Annotated in this window: 17 protein-coding genes; 7 read left to right on the top strand and 10 right to left on the bottom strand. The window is 65.4% G+C overall.

Going from position 1 to position 16046, the window contains the following annotated elements:
- Positions 1–2: 2 nt before the first annotated feature.
- Entirely contained in the window at positions 3–1175 is a 1173-nt protein-coding gene (gene hutI, locus GO591_RS15390; RefSeq protein WP_157157631.1) for an imidazolonepropionase, read from the top strand.
- Here hutI and GO591_RS15385 read toward each other — a convergent pair.
- From GO591_RS15385 to GO591_RS15375, 3 genes are all read right to left on the bottom strand, one after another.
- Positions 1172–2116 (bottom strand): agmatinase family protein, encoded by a 945-nt coding sequence (locus tag GO591_RS15385; protein ID WP_157157970.1) that lies wholly within the window; start codon positions 2114–2116, stop codon positions 1172–1174. The two genes, hutI and GO591_RS15385, sit on opposite strands and share 4 nt — an antisense overlap.
- A 99-nt stretch (positions 2117–2215) precedes the next feature.
- Positions 2216–2485: a hypothetical protein gene (locus tag GO591_RS15380; RefSeq protein WP_157157630.1), complete on the bottom strand. Its 270-nt coding sequence runs from the start codon at positions 2483–2485 to the stop codon at positions 2216–2218.
- An 80-nt stretch (positions 2486–2565) separates the two neighbouring features.
- A complete protein-coding gene (locus GO591_RS15375) occupies positions 2566–5169 on the bottom strand; it encodes an AMP-binding protein (RefSeq protein WP_157157629.1) in 2604 nt (867 codons plus the stop codon).
- Between the two features lie 142 nt (positions 5170–5311).
- On the opposite strand from GO591_RS15375, the gene GO591_RS15370 reads away from it, so the two are divergent.
- Positions 5312–5656, top strand: coding sequence for an ArsR/SmtB family transcription factor (locus GO591_RS15370; protein ID WP_157157628.1), 345 nt, complete (start codon positions 5312–5314; stop codon positions 5654–5656).
- A gap of 1 nt (position 5657) precedes the next feature.
- Positions 5658–6152 carry an SRPBCC family protein gene (locus GO591_RS15365; protein WP_157157627.1) on the top strand — a complete coding sequence of 165 codons (495 nt, stop codon included), beginning with the start codon at positions 5658–5660 and terminating at the stop codon, positions 6150–6152.
- Between the two features lie 40 nt (positions 6153–6192).
- Here the strand turns inward: GO591_RS15365 and GO591_RS15360 are convergent, their stop codons facing one another.
- Entirely contained in the window at positions 6193–6888 is a 696-nt protein-coding gene (locus tag GO591_RS15360; protein ID WP_157157626.1) for a hypothetical protein, read from the bottom strand.
- Here GO591_RS15360 and GO591_RS15355 point away from each other — a divergent pair.
- Positions 6887–7537, top strand: a complete 651-nt coding sequence (locus GO591_RS15355) for a GNAT family N-acetyltransferase (RefSeq protein WP_370455307.1) — start codon at positions 6887–6889, stop codon at positions 7535–7537. The two genes, GO591_RS15360 and GO591_RS15355, sit on opposite strands and share 2 nt — an antisense overlap.
- 115 nt (positions 7538–7652) lie before the next feature.
- Here the strand turns inward: GO591_RS15355 and GO591_RS15350 are convergent, their stop codons facing one another.
- The 3 genes from GO591_RS15350 to GO591_RS15340 all read right to left on the bottom strand — a co-directional run bounded on the left by GO591_RS15350 (position 7653) and on the right by GO591_RS15340 (position 10210).
- Positions 7653–8870 (bottom strand): AI-2E family transporter, encoded by a 1218-nt coding sequence (locus GO591_RS15350; protein ID WP_157157625.1) that lies wholly within the window; start codon positions 8868–8870, stop codon positions 7653–7655.
- Between the two features lie 29 nt (positions 8871–8899).
- Entirely contained in the window at positions 8900–9469 is a 570-nt protein-coding gene (locus tag GO591_RS15345; protein ID WP_157157624.1) for a hypothetical protein, read from the bottom strand.
- A gap of 135 nt (positions 9470–9604) precedes the next feature.
- Positions 9605–10210 (bottom strand): DUF1269 domain-containing protein, encoded by a 606-nt coding sequence (locus GO591_RS15340; RefSeq protein WP_157157623.1) that lies wholly within the window; start codon positions 10208–10210, stop codon positions 9605–9607.
- Positions 10211–10501: 291 nt separating this feature from the next.
- On the opposite strand from GO591_RS15340, the gene GO591_RS15335 reads away from it, so the two are divergent.
- Positions 10502–11671, top strand: a complete 1170-nt coding sequence (locus tag GO591_RS15335; protein ID WP_157157622.1) for a PucR family transcriptional regulator — start codon at positions 10502–10504, stop codon at positions 11669–11671.
- Between the two features lie 176 nt (positions 11672–11847).
- Here GO591_RS15335 and GO591_RS15330 read toward each other — a convergent pair whose 3' ends face one another.
- Complete coding sequence (locus GO591_RS15330) at positions 11848–12207, bottom strand: PRC-barrel domain-containing protein (RefSeq protein WP_157157621.1); 360 nt, start codon at positions 12205–12207, stop codon at positions 11848–11850.
- A gap of 730 nt (positions 12208–12937) precedes the next feature.
- Here GO591_RS15330 and GO591_RS15325 point away from each other — a divergent pair.
- Positions 12938–13177 (top strand): ferrous iron transport protein A, encoded by a 240-nt coding sequence (locus GO591_RS15325; protein ID WP_157157620.1) that lies wholly within the window; start codon positions 12938–12940, stop codon positions 13175–13177.
- On the opposite strand, the gene GO591_RS16170 is transcribed toward GO591_RS15325, so the two are convergent.
- The gene (locus GO591_RS16170) at positions 13089–13817 is read right to left on the bottom strand and encodes an SRPBCC family protein (protein WP_370455305.1); all 729 of its coding nucleotides are present in this window, start codon (positions 13815–13817) and stop codon (positions 13089–13091) included. The two genes, GO591_RS15325 and GO591_RS16170, sit on opposite strands and share 89 nt — an antisense overlap.
- 151 nt (positions 13818–13968) lie before the next feature.
- Here GO591_RS16170 and GO591_RS15315 point away from each other — a divergent pair, with 151 nt between their 5' ends.
- Positions 13969–14904: a zinc-binding dehydrogenase gene (locus GO591_RS15315; RefSeq protein WP_157157618.1), complete on the top strand. Its 936-nt coding sequence runs from the start codon at positions 13969–13971 to the stop codon at positions 14902–14904.
- Positions 14905–15114: 210 nt separating this feature from the next.
- On the opposite strand, the gene GO591_RS15310 is transcribed toward GO591_RS15315, so the two are convergent.
- Positions 15115–16038, bottom strand: coding sequence for a TIR domain-containing protein (locus GO591_RS15310; RefSeq protein ID WP_157157617.1), 924 nt, complete (start codon positions 16036–16038; stop codon positions 15115–15117).
- Between the last annotated feature and the right edge of the window lie 8 nt (positions 16039–16046).

Raw genomic sequence — 16046 nt, 5'->3', positions numbered from 1 at the left:
GGATGTCGGAACTCATCACTGGCATCGCGGAACTCGTCACCAATGACCCGGACATTGGCGCCTCAGGCGACGTCCTGGGCCGATTGATGGATGCGGCCGTGCTGATCGATGAGGGGCGGATTGTCTGGATCGGCCCGGCGGCCTCCGCCCCCTTGGCGGATGTGGTGACCGATGTCGACGGCACCGCAGTGATCCCCGGTTTCGTGGACAGCCACACGCACCTGGTTTTCGGCGGCGACCGCGCCGCAGAGTTCGAAGCGCGCATGGCCGGCGAGGCATATGCCGCGGGCGGCATACGGAGCACGGTCGCGGCCACGCGCGCCGCCAGCGATGAGGAATTGCGGCAGCGGCTGCGCCACTTCGTCGAGGAGCTGACCGCGCAGGGCACCACCACCTTCGAGGTGAAGAGCGGCTATGGGCTCAGTGTCGACGCAGAGGCTCGCCTCGTCCGGCTCGCAGCGGAGGTGACCGATGAGGTGACCTTCCTCGGCGCCCATGTCGTGCCCGCGGAGTATCAGGAACGGCCGGAGGACTACGTCGACCTGGTCGTCGGCCCGATGCTCGCCGCGTGCGCGCCGTTCAGCCGGTGGATCGACGTGTTCTGCGAGACCGGGGCATTCAGCGTCGAGCAGAGTCGCCGGATTCTCGAAGCCGGCCGGGACGCCGGCCTTGGGTTACGGCTGCACGCGAGCCAGCTCGGTCCCGGCGATGGAGTCCGCTTGGCCGTCGAACTGGATGCCGCAAGCATCGATCACGGCACCTATCTGACCGACGCCGACATCGACGCGCTTGCCGGGTCGGCCACGGTGCTCACCCTGTTGCCCGGGGTTGAGTTCTCGACCCGGCAGCCCTATCCGGATGCGCGGCGCCTGCTCGACGCGGGCGTCACCGTCGCCGTCGCCAGTGACTGCAACCCGGGATCGAGCTTCACCTCATCGATGGCGTTCTGCATTGCGGTGGCCGTGCGAGAAATGGGGATGACTCCCGCCGAGGCCCTCTGGGCGGCGACCGCCGGGGGAGCGGCGGCACTGCGCCGGTCGGATGTCGGTCGGATCGTCGTCGGTGCGCGCGCGGATCTGGTGCAACTCGTTGCCCCATCGCACGTGCACCTCGCCTACCGACCGGGGGTTCCGCTCGTCGGTGAGGTGTGGAAGGGGGGTCGGCGGGCGCGCTAGGCCGAGATCGGCCGAGCGGCGAGAGCCTCAAGCACGCACAGCGCGGCGAGACGCACAGTACGGCCATCCGGGGCATCCGCGGACGCATCGACCTCGGTGATATCCATTGACCGCAGCCGCGGATCGCCGGCGGCGGTGCGCACCGCGGACCGCAACTCCCAGGCGGACAGCCCGCCCGGCACCGACGCGGGGCAGCCTGGTGCGACCGAGCGGTCGCACACGTCGACGTCGATGTCGAGATGGATGGGTCCACCGCCGACTCCCGCGATCTCGAGGGCTTCAGCCATCACGTCGTCGATGGGCCGGCGATGCAGGAGGTCGCGGTGCACCACCGTGATCTCCAGATCGGCGGCGCGCGCCGCGTACTCGGCGGAGTTCGCGAAGTCTGCAATGCCGATCTGCACCACGCGTTGCGCGGCCAGCCCGGCCTCAATCAGGCGGCGCACCGGGGAGCCGTTGCTGACGCCGTCGCGCAGATCATGGTGGGCGTCGAGCGTGATGAGACCAGCGGTGCCCATGCTCGTCCCCCAGGCGCCCAGGGCGGCCGGGACGGTCGCGGCGTTGTCACCGCCCAGCACGATTACGAGTTCGGCTAGTCGCGCTGCTTGCGCGACCAGTTCGGTGGCGCGGGCCTCTCCGGCTGAGCCGTCTGGTTCCTCGGCATCCCCGAGGTCGACGATGCGCAGATCCCGAAGATCCCGCGCCGGGTGGTCCTGGGACTCCGCCCGGAACGTGCTGTAGCGGCGAAGTGCGTCACGGATCGCCGCCGGCGTGGTGTGCGCGGCGGAGGGGGAGAGCGAGGTGCGCCAGGTGGGGACTCCAACGATCGCCGCGTCGAGCCGGGCCCGGCCGGGGTGCGGCTCGAGCTGAGTCGGCCAACTACCGGCGCGCGGCCAGCGTGGATCGACGGACAGCGCGGGGCTGCTGGAGTCTGGCGCCATCGCTGAATCGCTCACGTTCCCGACGCTAGCGAACGGACGCGTGGCGCGGGTGGATGTCCGACTTCGACGTGTCCCACATACAAGACCATCGAGGCGCTACTACTGCTCGTCGCGCTCGACTCGTGCGCGACGCCGCTTGAGCGCACCGACCGCTATCAACAGCAGGCCCAACCCCGTGAACACTGCCGCGGCGACAATTGTCAGGCCCTGCAATTGCCCCGTGGTGTCGCCTTCCTGCTCGACAGGCGTGCTGGTGCCGATCACAATGAGGGCGATGATCGCTGCCACGCCGAGAACGAGGGAAACGGCCCCGGCGATGAACCACGCCTTGCCCGATGACGGCGTCTGAATGTTCTCGATGCTCGACATGGCGGCTACGGTACGCCGACGGTGCCGAGTCGTGAAGGCAAGTGACGCCTGTGCTCGATCATCGGCGGATGAACGTCACGTCATCGGAGGAGCCGAAGCCGCGTGCGCAGCGCGCCGAGACATCCGTTGACCAGCCGATAGCAGTACCAGGCGGCGACGCCGACGATCATCGACAGCGCGGTCCCGATCCACGGCGCGCTCTCTTCCCACGCCGGATACACCACCCAGTGCGTCAGGTAGATGAACAGGGACGCGCCGGCGAGCAGTCGAACGACGGGAACGATCGATCGCGGCAAGCGCAACCGCGGCACCCAGATCAATAGCAGCAGCCCCACGATCACGACCGCTTCCCGCACCGGGTCGCCGAAGAAGCCGGTGGTGGCGGCGATGACGGCGGCTGACACAGCGACGCGCTTCCCTGCTGTGTCGGCGCGGGCGATGACCCAGCCGAGCGCAAGGCACCACAGCACGATGGCGACCGTATATCGCTCGATCCCATCTGCTTCGACACCCGTCAGCGCCAACCGAGCGGCGAGGGCAGCGCCGAGGAAGACCACCGCGAAGGCCCACGGGTACCGGCGTTCGAGCCGGTCGATCGGGCGCACCGCAAAGAGTAGCGCGAGGCCGAGCAGTGCCCACACGGCCGCTTCGAGGAACCAGAACTGCCATTGCTCGTTCCACCGGCCACCTCCGGTGACCACGTTGTTCACCAGCAACGCGGTCGTCCAGGTGTACTTGCCGCTCAGCAGTGCGACCGCGCCGATCCAGAGCACGGCGGGTATCGCGATCTGAGCCGCGCTCCGCATCAGGCGGCGTACGCGGGTGGCGCCCGCCACGTCGGCGAGCTGGAAGCGCGCGAGGTTGTACCCGGCGACGGCCAGCAGCAGGTGGGCGCCGCCCTGGAGGCTGATCAGGTCGGCATGAGTGGCGACGATCAGCATGATCGCGATGGCGCGGAGAGCCGCCGGGGTTTCGACGTGGGGAAAGCGTCGACGCACCTTCGCTCGCCTCAGCTGACGCTCTGGGTCTTCGGCGGTTCGATGCGGTTCGCCGGCTTCTTCACGGGCGGATGCTGCGCCTGCAGCTAATTCTTTGGCCGACCGGGATGGCCAGTCCCGGGGCAGCTTGCCGAGCAGCTCTTCGAGCCGCAGCGAGACTTCGACGTAACTCAGGGAGTCTCCGCCGAGTCCGGCGAAGCTGTCGTCAACGGATGCGTCGGAGCGGCCGAGCAGCTCGATGAACAGTGCCCGGATCGTCTCGGCCGTGACCGTCTGGTCTGCAGTGCCCGGCATCGCTGGCTCATCGAGCAGGCTCGCGTATTGAACCAGTGCCCCGAAGTCAGGCTTGCCGCTGGCGGTGCACGGGAACTCGGTGATCGGATACGCGCGAACCGAATGGGCGGGGATACCGAGGAGGGCCGCAGCACGCGTGCGGGCGGCCTCGACCTGCCGTTCGGCGCGAACGAACACCAGCAGCCTCTCGCCGGCACTGGCCGTTCGAGTCTCGATGCCCTCCTCAGCGAGCAGTCGTTGGACCTCGTCGAGATCGACCCGCAACCCGTACACCTTCACGAACCGGTTCAGCCGGCCCACGACCTCGAACAGGCCGTCGCTGCGCTGCCTGGCGAGGTCGCCGGTGCGCAGCTCATGAACGGTGCGGCCGAGGGCGAAGTCAGATGGGGACATGGCGTAGCCGAGCATCACGTTCGGGCCTTCGTAGACCAGCTCGCCGATCTCGGCGCCGGGCTCCGAATCGATGCGGAATCGGCCGCCCGGAATCGGCCTGCCGATGCTGCCTGCCGCCTGTTCGGCAAGTTCCGCGGGAACGTAGGCCATGCGCGCGGTCGCTTCGGTCTGGCCGTACATAACGAAGAACTCGAATCCGCGGCGGTCGCCGAGGCGGGCGAAGCGACGCACGGCTTCGGGCGCGAGACGGCCGCCGGCCTGGGTGAGGTACCTGATCCCGGCCGGCAGCCGGTCCAGGAACCCGCCGGTCTCGAGCAGTTCAAAGGTGTACGGAACGCCGGCGAAGGACGTGATCTGGTTGGCGGACGCGTCATCCCAGAATGCCGGGTCGGTCACCGAGCGCTCCGTGAGCGCGATGCTGGCGCCGGCGACCAGGTGGCTGTTGATCACCGACAGGCCGTAGCAGTAGTGCATCGGCAGCGTGGTTGCTGCCCGGTCTGCCGGGCTGAGCCGCAGGTACTCGGCGATGGCCCGGGCGTTACTCAGCACGTTGTCCCGCGACAGCCGGACCAGCTTCGGTGACCCGGTCGAGCCGGAGGTGCTGATCAGCAGCGCCAGGTCTGGCCCGAACTCATGCGCGCTGCCGACACGCACTTCATGAAGCGCAGGACCGTCGCCGGACCCAGCCGCGATGACATCGGGATCGAATCGCTCGGCCAGCGCCGCACGGTGACGGACCGAGGCTTCGTCGTCACCCGGTGCGACCAGCAGCACAGGGTGCCCGCCCTCCAGAGCTGCAAGGTAGGTGACCACCGGTTGAATGGCGTTCGAGCCCTGGAGCATCACCAGTCGACGGGTTGTCCCGAGCTCGTGGCGTCTTTCCGTGACTCGGTCGGCAAGTTCGGCGTAGCTCAGCGTGCCCGCGTCGGTGACAAGCGCGACGTCTTCGTCGGCGCCACCACGCAAGGTAAGAAGTGGTGCAGGCAGCGTGGTGAGCACGGTGGATGCCTCCGGACGACAGGAGCTAAAGAAGGTAAGGGTAGCCTAAAAGGCACCCGCTCTACGTCGTAGGCGTCGGGGCCCTGACGTATGGATGACACCCGCTTGACAACCTACAACCTTTCGGTTGTACAATGAATCTGTGATTGAGGACACCGAGGAGCGGGCGGACGCCTTCTTCCACGCGCTGTCCGATCGGACCCGCCGCGACATCCTGCGGCGGGTGCTGGCCGGAGAGCACTCGGTCACAAACCTCGCGGCGAAGTACGACATGAGTTTCGCCGCGGTACAGAAACACGTCGCCGTACTTGAGCGCGCGAGCCTGCTGGTCAAGCGACGCAGCGGGCGCGAACAGCTCGCCAGCGGAGACGTGGAGGCGATCCGGTCGGTCGCGTCGTTGCTCGGCGAGTTCGAGGCAATCTGGCGCGGACGCATCGACCGGATCGACGACCTGTTTGCCGACCAAGCACTCAAAGAGGAGAACTAACATGCCTGTCATCGACATCGCCAAGGACGTCGACAACCGCACCCTCACCATCACCGCAGAATTCGCAGCGCCGGTCGACCGGGTGTGGGCGCTTTACGCCGACCCGCGTCAGCTCGAGAAGGTCTGGGGGCCGCCGACCTACCCGGCGACCTTCGTTGACCACGACCTGACCCCAGGTGGCCGATGCACCTACTACATGACCAGTCCTGAAGGCGAAAAGTACGGCGGATGGTGGCAGATCACCGCGGTCGACGAGCCGCACAGTTTCAGTTTCGACGACGGCTTCGCCGAGGCCGACCTCACACCGAACCCCGACCTGCCGGTCTCGCACAACGTCTACTCCTTCGCCCCGGTGGCCGGTGGCACCCGCGCGACCTTTGTCTCCACATACGACTCCGCCGAGGACCTGCAAAAGGTGCTCGACATGGGCGTTGAGGAGGGCTCGCGCGAGTCCATCAACCAGATCGACGATTTCCTCACGAGAGCTACTGCGTGAACTCAGGACTAGCTCCGCTCAGCGGAGATCACCGCTTCTGTCACGCCGGAGGCGGGCACGCTTCCCTAATCGCGATGGCCTCCGGCGAATCCATCGGCAGGCTGCGCATGTCGGGGAACCAGATCAATCTCCCCCAGCTGGCGATGAAGTCTGCCCGTGGAGGCGCCGGAGGGTTCTCGATCCCGTTGGCTTCGTAGCACGGCACCAGGAACTGGGTCAGGTAGTCGTACATCCAGGAGAGTTGTGCATCGCTCGGCGGGCCCAGGGTGCGGACCGGATACCGGCCCTCGCAGAGGTAGGCGCCAACCGCCTCCTCCTCCGTGCTAGTGGACACCTCCTCGATGGTTACCTTGCCTTCAGCGTCGGGGCCGAGGCCGAACTGAACGCCCTTCTCGGTGAAGCAGGTGGTCAGCGCGTTCGTCCGATCCTCGGGCTCCAGATAGCCGGCGAACACGAGGTCAGGGCGCACTGCGCCGGGGTGATGGGTCACCACGCGTTCCCAGGCGGAGTCCAGTCGTTCCAAGCGAAGGGTTTCGCGTTGCTCGTCGGTGAGCTCAGGCCGAGGTGGGGGTGGACCAAGGTCCGGCATCGGCACCGATACGGCGAGTGGCGCGGGCGTCTCGCTCGGTGCCGAAGCCGGAGCCGGAACCGGTTCCGGGTCTGTGGCGCAGCCGGCGACGGCGAACGCGGCCAGGATCGTGACTGCGAAGCCAAGGCGTGCGCGCGAGCTGGGCATGAAATCCTTGTTGAAGTCGCGTTGTCGGGTGGCGCTGAGCGACACCCTAGCCGCTCACCATGCTGAATTGAAAGCTGCTCTAGTTCGAGCGAATGCGCTTAGGAGTTTCAATGACAGACCTCAGGAATTCGAAATCGTGATTAGGTCCGTAACCCTCCCCACCGTGCTCAGCACCAGGGCGGGAGACTTCATCCTCCGCCGTGCCACCGCGGACGATCTAGGCCCGCTGATGGTTCTTCTTTCCGATGACCCGATCAGCGCTGCGAGGGGCGACCGTGCAATGGAGTCCGATACGGCGGCCTACCGCGCCGCTCTTGTCGAGCTCATCGAGGACCAATCCAACGAGCTCCTCGTGGTCATCGGCGAGACTCAGGAGATCCTGGCCACCATGCAACTCACTCGCATCCCAGGCATGGCCAGGCGTGGCGCCACTCGTCTCCTGATCGAAGCTGTGCGGGTCGCGAGTAGCCGCCGGTCGGCAGGGATCGGATCCGCCATGATGCGCTGGGTCATTGACGCAGCAGCGCCCGCGGTCGGCGCCTCGCTTGTGCAGCTCACGTCCGACGAAGCCCGGAAAGATGCCCATCGCTTTTACGAGCGGCTGGGGTTTGTCGGGTCGCACCGGGGATTCAAGCTGCGAATCGAGTAAGCGGCGCAAGTGCACCCTCGTGCGAGGTCGGGTCTACTTCGCCGCACCTTTGCAGGGTTGGCATGAGGCCGTAGATCACGATCGGAACTGCGATCGTCGCGAGAACGAGCGTCCATTACGTTTCACCCGAGCGGAGTGTTCGCCGATCACGCGCCTTCGGGCGCGCCCAACGAGCGGGCAGGTTGTCGCCGTCCCACACTTGTACGACGCCCCAGGCTGCGGCAGTAAGAGGGACGGCGAGGAGGGCTCCTGTGATTCCGCCGACCGCCGTGCCCGCGGCGATGACGACGAGCACGACCAATGCATGGAGGCTGACCGTCTTGCCCATCAGGATCGGCTTCAGGACGTTCCCTTCGAGCTGATTGACGATGATCACGACGATCACGACCAGTGCCGCGTTGAGCGGTCCGTTGCTGACGAGGGCAACCAGGGCGGCGACCGCACCCCCGCTCACAGCGCCAATGATCGGGATGAAGGCGAGGAGGAGCGTGAGAATCGCCAGCGGTACCGCGAGGGGGACCTGCAGAATGAGCAGACCGATGAGGATTCCCACGGCGTCGAATAGTGCAGCGGCGGCGGTGCTACGGATGTAGCCACCGAAGACTGCGACGGTCTTCCGCCTGATGCGCTCTGCGCGAGCGTAGGCGATTCCCTCGAAGGGTCGGACGAGGAACTCCCACATCTGCGGACCGTCTTTGAGCAAAAAGAAGAGGATGATCGCCATCATTCCGAGGCTCGCGCCCACTTCGCCAACGGCGCCGATTCCGCCCAGCGCGCCGGATCCGAACTCGGCGCTCGTGACCCAACCGCTGATCTGCTCCTTGAAGTCATCTAGCTGACGCTGGTCCGGTGAAAACGGCAGAGTCTGCAAGCAGGCCACAACGCGCTGGAAGCCATCCTCCGCCTTGATCGCGAGCTCGCGCCATTCGTCGCTGACGGATCCCCCGACGAAGACGAGAGCGACGGTGATCACCGCGAGGAGGGACAAGAGTGCGAGCGCGGCGCCAACGGCGGGCGGGACACCGTGTCGTCGCGTCCAGGTCATCCACGGGGTGAACGCCGCTGCCAAGATAAGCGCGAGCACAAGAGGGATCGTGACGATCGACAGGCGGGTGAGCAGCCAGACCAGTGCCGCGAGGAGCGCGCCGATGAGGAGTATCTGCGCTCCGCGGGTCCCGGCGCGCCCAAGACCATCGCTCCAAAGTTGCGAAAGGGATGCCCGGGGTGTGTTGGCAGGCGCGGAGCCCGCAGTCTCCAGGTTCGCGTGATCCTGCTGTCCGCTTCGGGCGATTTCGGTCGTGAGTCGGTCCAGGTACCTAGTTCGGGATCGCATGCTGCTCCTTCGTTTGCAGGATGGGTGGGCTAATGGACGACGACTTTGAGCAGGACGACTCCGCCGACTGCTGCCAACTGGAGCAGTAGGTACCGCGCTTTCTGCCGCTTCGAGGTCGCGCTCCCGCGCAAACCCCAGAGAACGAGCAGAAGCTGGGAGATGGTGAGCGCCGCAATCGCGAGAGTCAGCCCCGTCCTCAGGCTCCAGATGCCGGTGTCGCTGAGCAGCAGCAGAACGGCGGGCACGACGGTGATTTCGAGAGCGCGGAGCGACACTCCAAGGATCCGGCGCATCGTGCTGCGCCGCGTTGCTCCTCCACGCTCGCTGGCGTGTGCGATCGTTTCGGCGACAAGGCTTGCGGCGAACAGTCCTCCCATAGTGCCGAGGAGGCTGCTCGCGGCGGATCGCCCGGTGAACGCCTCAGACAGCGGGATCATGACCAAGAGGGTGGCGACGCCAGTGATGGACGCATATAGCGCCTCCCGGACTTCCTGCGTCATCCGCGCCGGTCGTAGGCCGTGTCCTTCGGGTGCGAACTCCTCTGGTACCGCCTCGCCGCGATCGCGGCCGGTGACGAGCACTTCTCGTTCGGTCTCCATGATTTGCCATCCGTTCGCTTTGGTTTCGGTTGCGTGGCCAACAGAGCACCTGCTCGCCGATTCCCCCAGGAGTCACGGCGATCGGGGCAGCCGTGCGCGTCGGAACGCGCTCGGTGCCCCGATCGGCCGGGCGACTCAGTGGATGTCGAGCTTCTCCTTGAGGGTCGCCTTGAACTCCTCGACCCTCTGGCGGCGGTCAGCCTTCCGCTGTTCGTGCGCCGCTCGGTCGGCTTCCTCCTGCGCCTTCAGATAGGCGTCCTCTGCCGCCTCAAGCTCGGCGAGCACCACCTCGGCGGAACGCCGGTACACAGTCCCGTCCAGCTCAGTCATCAGCTTGTCCACGACCTCGGCGGCGTACTCGTTGACCTCCGCGACAACGGCCGTGCCGCCCACGGGGATGTAGCCGCTGATCTCGCCGAGCACGCTGTCGGAGTGATCTGCGCGACGGATGTCGAAGGCCCCTCCAACCAGCAGGCCTCCGGTCCACCCGAACAGCATCCCGATCGGGCCGCCGATGACGCCGATCATGCTGCCAATCAGGCTGCCTCCCAAAGTGGCGGCGCCACCCACGGTGTCGCCTCCCTCCGGGGCGTCGAGTCGGCCCTGCTCGTCACGGGTGACGATGCTCGCGGCGAGCACCTCGACTCGCCCCTCCAGCCCGGCGCCCCTGAGCTCGCTGAGCGCCTGGTACGCGTTGCTCCGGTCCTCGAAGGGGACGGCGATTACGTTGTGTTCGGACATAGTGACCTCCAGATCACGTTGATTCTTTGTTTGAATTTGCGCGGCTTTGTCCGCGACTCATCAACCCTCCCGTGGATTGGCAGTCGGGTCATCGTGCGCTCTGTCGCTGCCCTCGACGCAACGATGTGCACTCTGCACTCCGGGGCTTAAACTGACCGCGTGTCGACCGCAGACTCGATGGCGAAGGTCATTGCCACGCTCGATTGGGACGGTGACCTCGGACCGGTTTCGCTGCCGGGACATGAGGCCGAGAAACTACGGTCGAGACTGGGAGACGGCGCGACCCGGTGGGTGGCCGGCGCCGTGGAACAATCCCTCGCCGCATTGCAAGAGGAGATTCACGACTCGCTCGCACCGTGGCCGCTCATTCGAACGTTTGCCCAGCATGTTCTCACCGCGACCTTGCTTCACCTCGCTGACGAGGACAGCCCGCCGGTCGACACGGGGGCGATCGATCGTGATCTCGCCGAAGACATCGTTGCGCGGGACATCCCTTTGACGGATATCACCCAAACAATGCGTCGCATCCAGCATGAGTGGCTGTCGCTCCTGATCGATGCCGCCGTTGGCGTGCGTCCAGACGGCATCAGCGTCGTCCCGGCCTTGGCGACCTCTGTTACCGGAACCGTGGATGCGTGGATCGGCGCAGCAACCGATGCGATCATCGAGGAGCGCCGGCGTGTCTACCTGGCTGAGCAGGTTCGCATTCGGAGCGCGATTGAATCGCTGGTGAAGGCAGAGCCCGTGGATGTCGAGGCGGCCACACAGTTGCTGCGGATCCCGCTGATCGGCTGGCATATAAGTTGTGCCATCGGAGTACCTCCGGGAGGCACGGTCGAACGGCGAGTCCTGGATGGCCCCGTTCACTTGTTCGCTCGCGTAGTCGGCAGCGAACAAATGCTGCGATACGAAACGAGTGCTGGGACGATTCACCTCTGGGTGACCACAGATCGCCCTGGGCGCACACCCCGAGTCGAGGATCTACGCGTGCCGGCACCGCTGCTCGTTGGCATTGGCGAACCACACCCGGGAGCCGACGGATTTCGGCGCACCTTTCTGGAAGCGTCCGATGCGCTGCGGCTGGCCGCCCGTCTGCGCGCCAACGGCGGAGTCTCCTACGGCGACGCTGCGTTAGCGATCGTACTTAGCCGGGACGAGGAACGCGCCCGCTGGTTCGTCGAGCATGAGCTTCGTGATCTCGCCGCTGACAACCCAGAAATGGCCGACATGCGCAACACCCTCCGGACATTTTTCGACACGCGGATGCGCATCGCTCCCGCAGCTGACCGTCTCTTTCTGCATCGAAACACGTTGATCAACCGGCTCGACCGGATTCAGGCCGCACTCGGACACGGTGTCGCCGAGCGCCCGGCCGAGACTCAGGCAGCGCTCGTGCTTGCTGAGCTCTTCGCACGACGTCCCGACGATCCAGCTGCCGGGCGGGACGAGTTCGGTGCCTAACCGGCAGGATCTCGGTCAAGCCTGACGGACTAGCGGGCCTCTGACGGACTCGCGGGCCGGGCTCCGGAGGAAGGTTGGCGAGGTCTGGCCCCAAGGGTGAGGACCAGGTACGGCAACGGCGGCTAACGGGACCAAGCCCCGCGGTGCCCGGCCGGGAGCCGGGACCGCTAAGGGGGTTACCTGTAGAACCCGCCGTAATACGTCCCGAGGCGCTCTCGGTAGGTGGCGTCGTCGAAGGTGGCGGCCTCATCCAACTCTGGAGAGTCCTTGATCTGGTCCTTGGTCAGGTCAACGTAGACCTTCTCGTCCGCGTCATCGACGCGTTCGATTGTCCCGGCAGGAAGGATTACCTTCCGGCCGAAGATCCACGGGCCGGTATCAACGACGATACGGCTGCTGCCGACCTCGTCCGTGGCCTCGTCGATCTTGCCGATGTCGCCGTCGGTGGCGTGCACGTGGTAGCCGACCAGGCTGGCGGCCCCGGGCGTACGAGCGGCCGTCTTGCGGTAGGACCATGGTTCCCATGCGGTAGTCATCTCTGCTCCTTTGTCATCATTCACTACGGCCGTTGTAGATCCTCGACCGTCGGGCTGCCGGCTGAATGACCGGCCACGTTGCGCCCGGCGACGGGGATCTCGCGAGCAAAAACCGTGATGATCTCCTTCCCTTGGGCATACGCCGCTTCACCAGCTTCACCAGGTTTGGCTAGGGGTCCGCATCGTCGAACATTGGCTGCGCATAGTGCAGGTAGGCCTCGCCCGTGGGCGAGGCCTACCTGTCTCCTGTCGCTAAATCTTCTCGAGGATGCGGTCCGCTGTCGCCTCTTCGGTCGTGCGGTCGCGCCGACCAACTCGGACGGTCCAGAATCTCAGAAGTTCTGACCGGACCCGGGTCTCCGGGCGCGTTTCAGGCGCTGTCCTCCGGAGATCTTCCTGAGCAACATCGTTCTGCACACTCTTCTCGACATCCTCATGCCACGAGTAGCACATCACCAGCCTCCTTACGGTGGACGTCCTTTAATCCTCCTCCGATGTGGCTGATTAATCGACACTTGGCAGCCCATTTCGAGAACGGGCCGGACTGCGGATCAATCATCGGCAGAGCCAGCATTGACGAACCGGAAATCGCACCACGAGCAGCTGCACGGGCACTCAAGGGGCCGTTGACGATGGTCGAGGTGCCGTGCCGATCGGCGACGAGTGGGTCGAGGTCGAGCCGTGCTGAAGCGCCCTTAGCCGAGCGCGAGGACGCGTTTAGGCTGGGGCCATGTCTGGCGCCATCGAGTTCATCCGCAATGCATCTCTGGGAACACGGATGACCGTGCGCAAGCAGATTCCCGGCGGCTTCACCGACGCCGTCGTCTATCTGCGGGAGTGCCGCGACAATGAATGTGTGGTGGAAACGCGGCGCGGGCTAGTCACCATCCGGCTGGACGATGTGACCGCGGCGAAAGCGGTGCCGCTCCCTCCGCACCGTCGCGCGCCGCGGAATCCGCAGCTGGGCTGACCGGCCCTTTCGCCTGCAGTGCGACGTGTGCCCGCAATTCTGCGAAGGCCCCGCTCAATGTGGAACGGCGGGATTGTGTCGGCGTCAGCGTCACCCCACAAACACACAGTCGGCCGTGGCCGGCGCTCACCAAACCTTTTGAGTCGGTGAGTCCGTCATATGTGGACCAGAAGTGGACCATGGAGCGGGGCTGGCCCAGGAGCAGCGCTTCAAGGTAGAGAAGGTGTGTGTGCCAGCCGGGCAGGTAGCCAGCAGCGTTGTCCCCGAGACCGTCGTGTTTCAGCGCAACGTGCGTTGACTCGCCGGCCGGAGTCAGCACAATCCTCACCTGGGAGGGTGGTTCGTCCGGTAACTCCCACGTCATGCTGAGAAGTCGTTTCGGCTCACACTCCTGAATGAGGCTTCTGCAGAGATACCCTTCAGCGTGCTGAATTGTCACGGAATGGTGGACAACGAAGGTGCCGGAAGTCAGCTTGCCCAGCCAGCATGGCAGCGCCTCAGGGTCGGTGAGGCCCCACCAGATCTGACCGACAGGCACGGCCAGACAGGTATGACGGCCGGTGGTGGTCCGTTCAAGTAGCGAGGTCGGCAGGGTTCTTCGAGCCGTTCGGGGACTGGTTTGGAATAGAACCGACTTCATACGGTTGCATATATGTGACGGCGAACCATTCCGTCACATAATCGGCGTCGGGGCAATCCGGTGCAGGTCCAGAAGGAGCAAACGTCACGGTCGGACTTCGCCGCGACGTCGCAATTCCTCGGGATCTCGAGCGTAAAAGGTAGGTTCTGAAATGAAGGCATGGCAGCTGATTGAAGCGAAACAGCCACTTACTCTGAAGGATGTCGAGGCGCCGACTGCCGGCCCCGGCCAGGTAGTGATCAACGTGAAAGCCGCCGGGCTTTGCCACACCGACGTCAGCTACCTCGACGGAACCCTGACCCACTACGTCGGATACCGGCCGATCACCCTCGGCCATGAAATCGCGGGAACCATTGCCAGCGTTGGCGAGGGCGTCACCGAGTTCTCACCCGGCCAGAAGGTTGCGGCCGCAGGTCACCAGGACGGCCCTGGAACCCGGTACCACGGTGGATTTGCCTCACAGGTGATGGTTCCAGCGGAACTCATCGTGCCGCTCCCCGACGGAGTTCCGTGGGAGCAGGCTGCGCCGGCAACCGATGCAGGGATGACTTCGATTCATGCGCTGAAGGTCGGCGGCGTCAAGGAAGGGACCAGGCTCGGCATCATCGGTGCTGGTGGCCTTGGGTCGCTTGCCATCCAGTTCGCGGTTGGAATGGGTGCGGAGGTCTATGTCGCCGAGGTCAACGAGAAGGTGCACGACACCATCCGCGGCTACGGCGACGTGCAGGTCGCTACTTCGATCACTGAATTCGCCGACAAGAACCTTGAAGTGATCGTTGACTACGCGGGATTCGGCACAACCACGGCCGAAGCTATCGACGTGATCGGCGATCGTGGGACAGTCGTCCAGATCGGCCTGGGCCGCGAACACGCAACGATCTCATCGCAGGCCGTGGTCCTGAAGCAGGTTCGCTACCTCGGCTCCCTGGGTGGAACCCCAGAGGACGTTGCGGATGTGCTCGACCTGATCGCGGCCGGCAAGGTGAAGTCGAACGTCACGACGGTCACGTTTGATGAAATCGGGGACGCCATGGCCCGCTTGGAGCGCGGCGAACTCACCGGACGGGCAGTCGCACTTCTTGGCTAATGCCCATCGATGAACGAGGGACACCCCGAGCAGCTTTGCTCGGGGTGTCCCTCGTTCGAGCGCTTAGCAATCCAGTTCACACGACGTCGCCGAATAGAGCGAGGTCAGGGACCGGATGCCGGACCCTGAGCGGGCAGCAGTGGCGCAGCGGCCGTGCCGCCCCGACCCAAGGTTGAGAAGCGTCGAGATGCGCGGCTGTCCAGTATCGACTCAGAAGTCGAGGATCTCTTTCCAGCGGCCCAGTCTCTCCGCAAGAAGCGCGGCGCGCGACGCGTTGTCGCCCGAGTCCAGGATGTCCGCATCTTGGCTGTCCGCGCGGACGACGACGCCGGATGTGCGTGATTCCACATCCGGGTGAAGGTCGGAGCGCGTGGTGAAGTATCCCGCACCACGATCGGCTGACTCCAACAGGAATTGTCCGGTGCCTTCGATTGTCGGCGCGTCAGGATCGCGCGGGCGTTCACCCCTGAAGTAGAAGAAGATGCCGGGCACGTCCGTTCGCTCCTTCGTCGCCTCACTCCAATACCGGGCCGACAGGCCGCCGTCCTCGCGCCAGGCCCGACCGGCAAGTTGCAACGCCCCGGAACGATCGCGCGAGATTCGGAGAAGGCTCACCGCGGACGGTTCGCGGCTGCGCTCCGTCAGCGCGAACTGCCACCACCAGCCTTCGATGCGGGCTGCGCGGCCTTGGCTCTCGATCGCGTCACGAAGCTTCTTGACCATGCCTTTCACTTCTGCGGTGCCCGTCGCGTCCTCATACCGCAGGGACGTCAGGCCGAGCAGGTCGGACGGTAGCTTCGCGGCCCTCGCATGAAGAATGAAAGTCCGGCGCATGCCCAGAACCCCTCCAAACAGGCCCGCTTCGAAGACGACGTTGTCCCGCGGAGAGGGCTGGCCGGCTGCGGTCGCCGGAGTTGTCGTGCTGGTTTTCGTCCAGTCGTCGCCGGCGAAAACGAATGCGGCGAAGTCGACCTCACGGGTGAGTTCGACGAGCCGTTCGATCGCGGTACTTCCGAGATCGAAGGATGTCGTCCACGGATCCACCTGTGCGACATCGCCGAGGCCCCGAGTCAGGGCTTGGACGAGCTTCGCTTGCCCTCCCGAGGACCCTATGAAGATGCGCGGCTTGTCCACGTGCCCTC

Source organism: Diaminobutyricimonas sp. LJ205, from assembly GCF_009755725.1.
GTDB lineage: Bacteria > Actinomycetota > Actinomycetes > Actinomycetales > Microbacteriaceae > Ruicaihuangia.
Note: the sequence above shows the minus strand (reverse complement) of the source record. Positions and strands in the feature narration are given on the sequence as shown.

Bases quoted from the DNA above. Each gene is read 5' to 3' on its own strand.
- hutI (WP_157157631.1), top strand. From the start codon at position 3: ATGTCGGAACTCATCACTGGCATCGCGGAACTCGTCACCAATGACCCG.
- GO591_RS15385 (WP_157157970.1), bottom strand. From the start codon at position 2,116: ATGGCGCCAGACTCCAGCAGCCCCGCGCTGTCCGTCGATCCACGCTGG.
- GO591_RS15380 (WP_157157630.1), bottom strand. From the start codon at position 2,485: ATGTCGAGCATCGAGAACATTCAGACGCCGTCATCGGGCAAGGCGTGG.
- GO591_RS15365 (WP_157157627.1), top strand. From the start codon at position 5,658: ATGCCTGTCATCGACATCGCCAAGGACGTCGACAACCGCACCCTCACC.
- GO591_RS15355 (WP_370455307.1), top strand. From the start codon at position 6,887: ATGAAATCCTTGTTGAAGTCGCGTTGTCGGGTGGCGCTGAGCGACACC.
- GO591_RS15360 (WP_157157626.1), bottom strand. From the start codon at position 6,888: ATGCCCAGCTCGCGCGCACGCCTTGGCTTCGCAGTCACGATCCTGGCC.
- GO591_RS15350 (WP_157157625.1), bottom strand. From the start codon at position 8,870: ATGCGATCCCGAACTAGGTACCTGGACCGACTCACGACCGAAATCGCC.
- GO591_RS15345 (WP_157157624.1), bottom strand. From the start codon at position 9,469: ATGGAGACCGAACGAGAAGTGCTCGTCACCGGCCGCGATCGCGGCGAG.
- GO591_RS15340 (WP_157157623.1), bottom strand. From the start codon at position 10,210: ATGTCCGAACACAACGTAATCGCCGTCCCCTTCGAGGACCGGAGCAAC.
- GO591_RS15330 (WP_157157621.1), bottom strand. From the start codon at position 12,207: ATGACTACCGCATGGGAACCATGGTCCTACCGCAAGACGGCCGCTCGT.
- GO591_RS15325 (WP_157157620.1), top strand. From the start codon at position 12,938: ATGTCTGGCGCCATCGAGTTCATCCGCAATGCATCTCTGGGAACACGG.
- GO591_RS16170 (WP_370455305.1), bottom strand. From the start codon at position 13,817: ATGAAGTCGGTTCTATTCCAAACCAGTCCCCGAACGGCTCGAAGAACC.
- GO591_RS15315 (WP_157157618.1), top strand. From the start codon at position 13,969: ATGAAGGCATGGCAGCTGATTGAAGCGAAACAGCCACTTACTCTGAAG.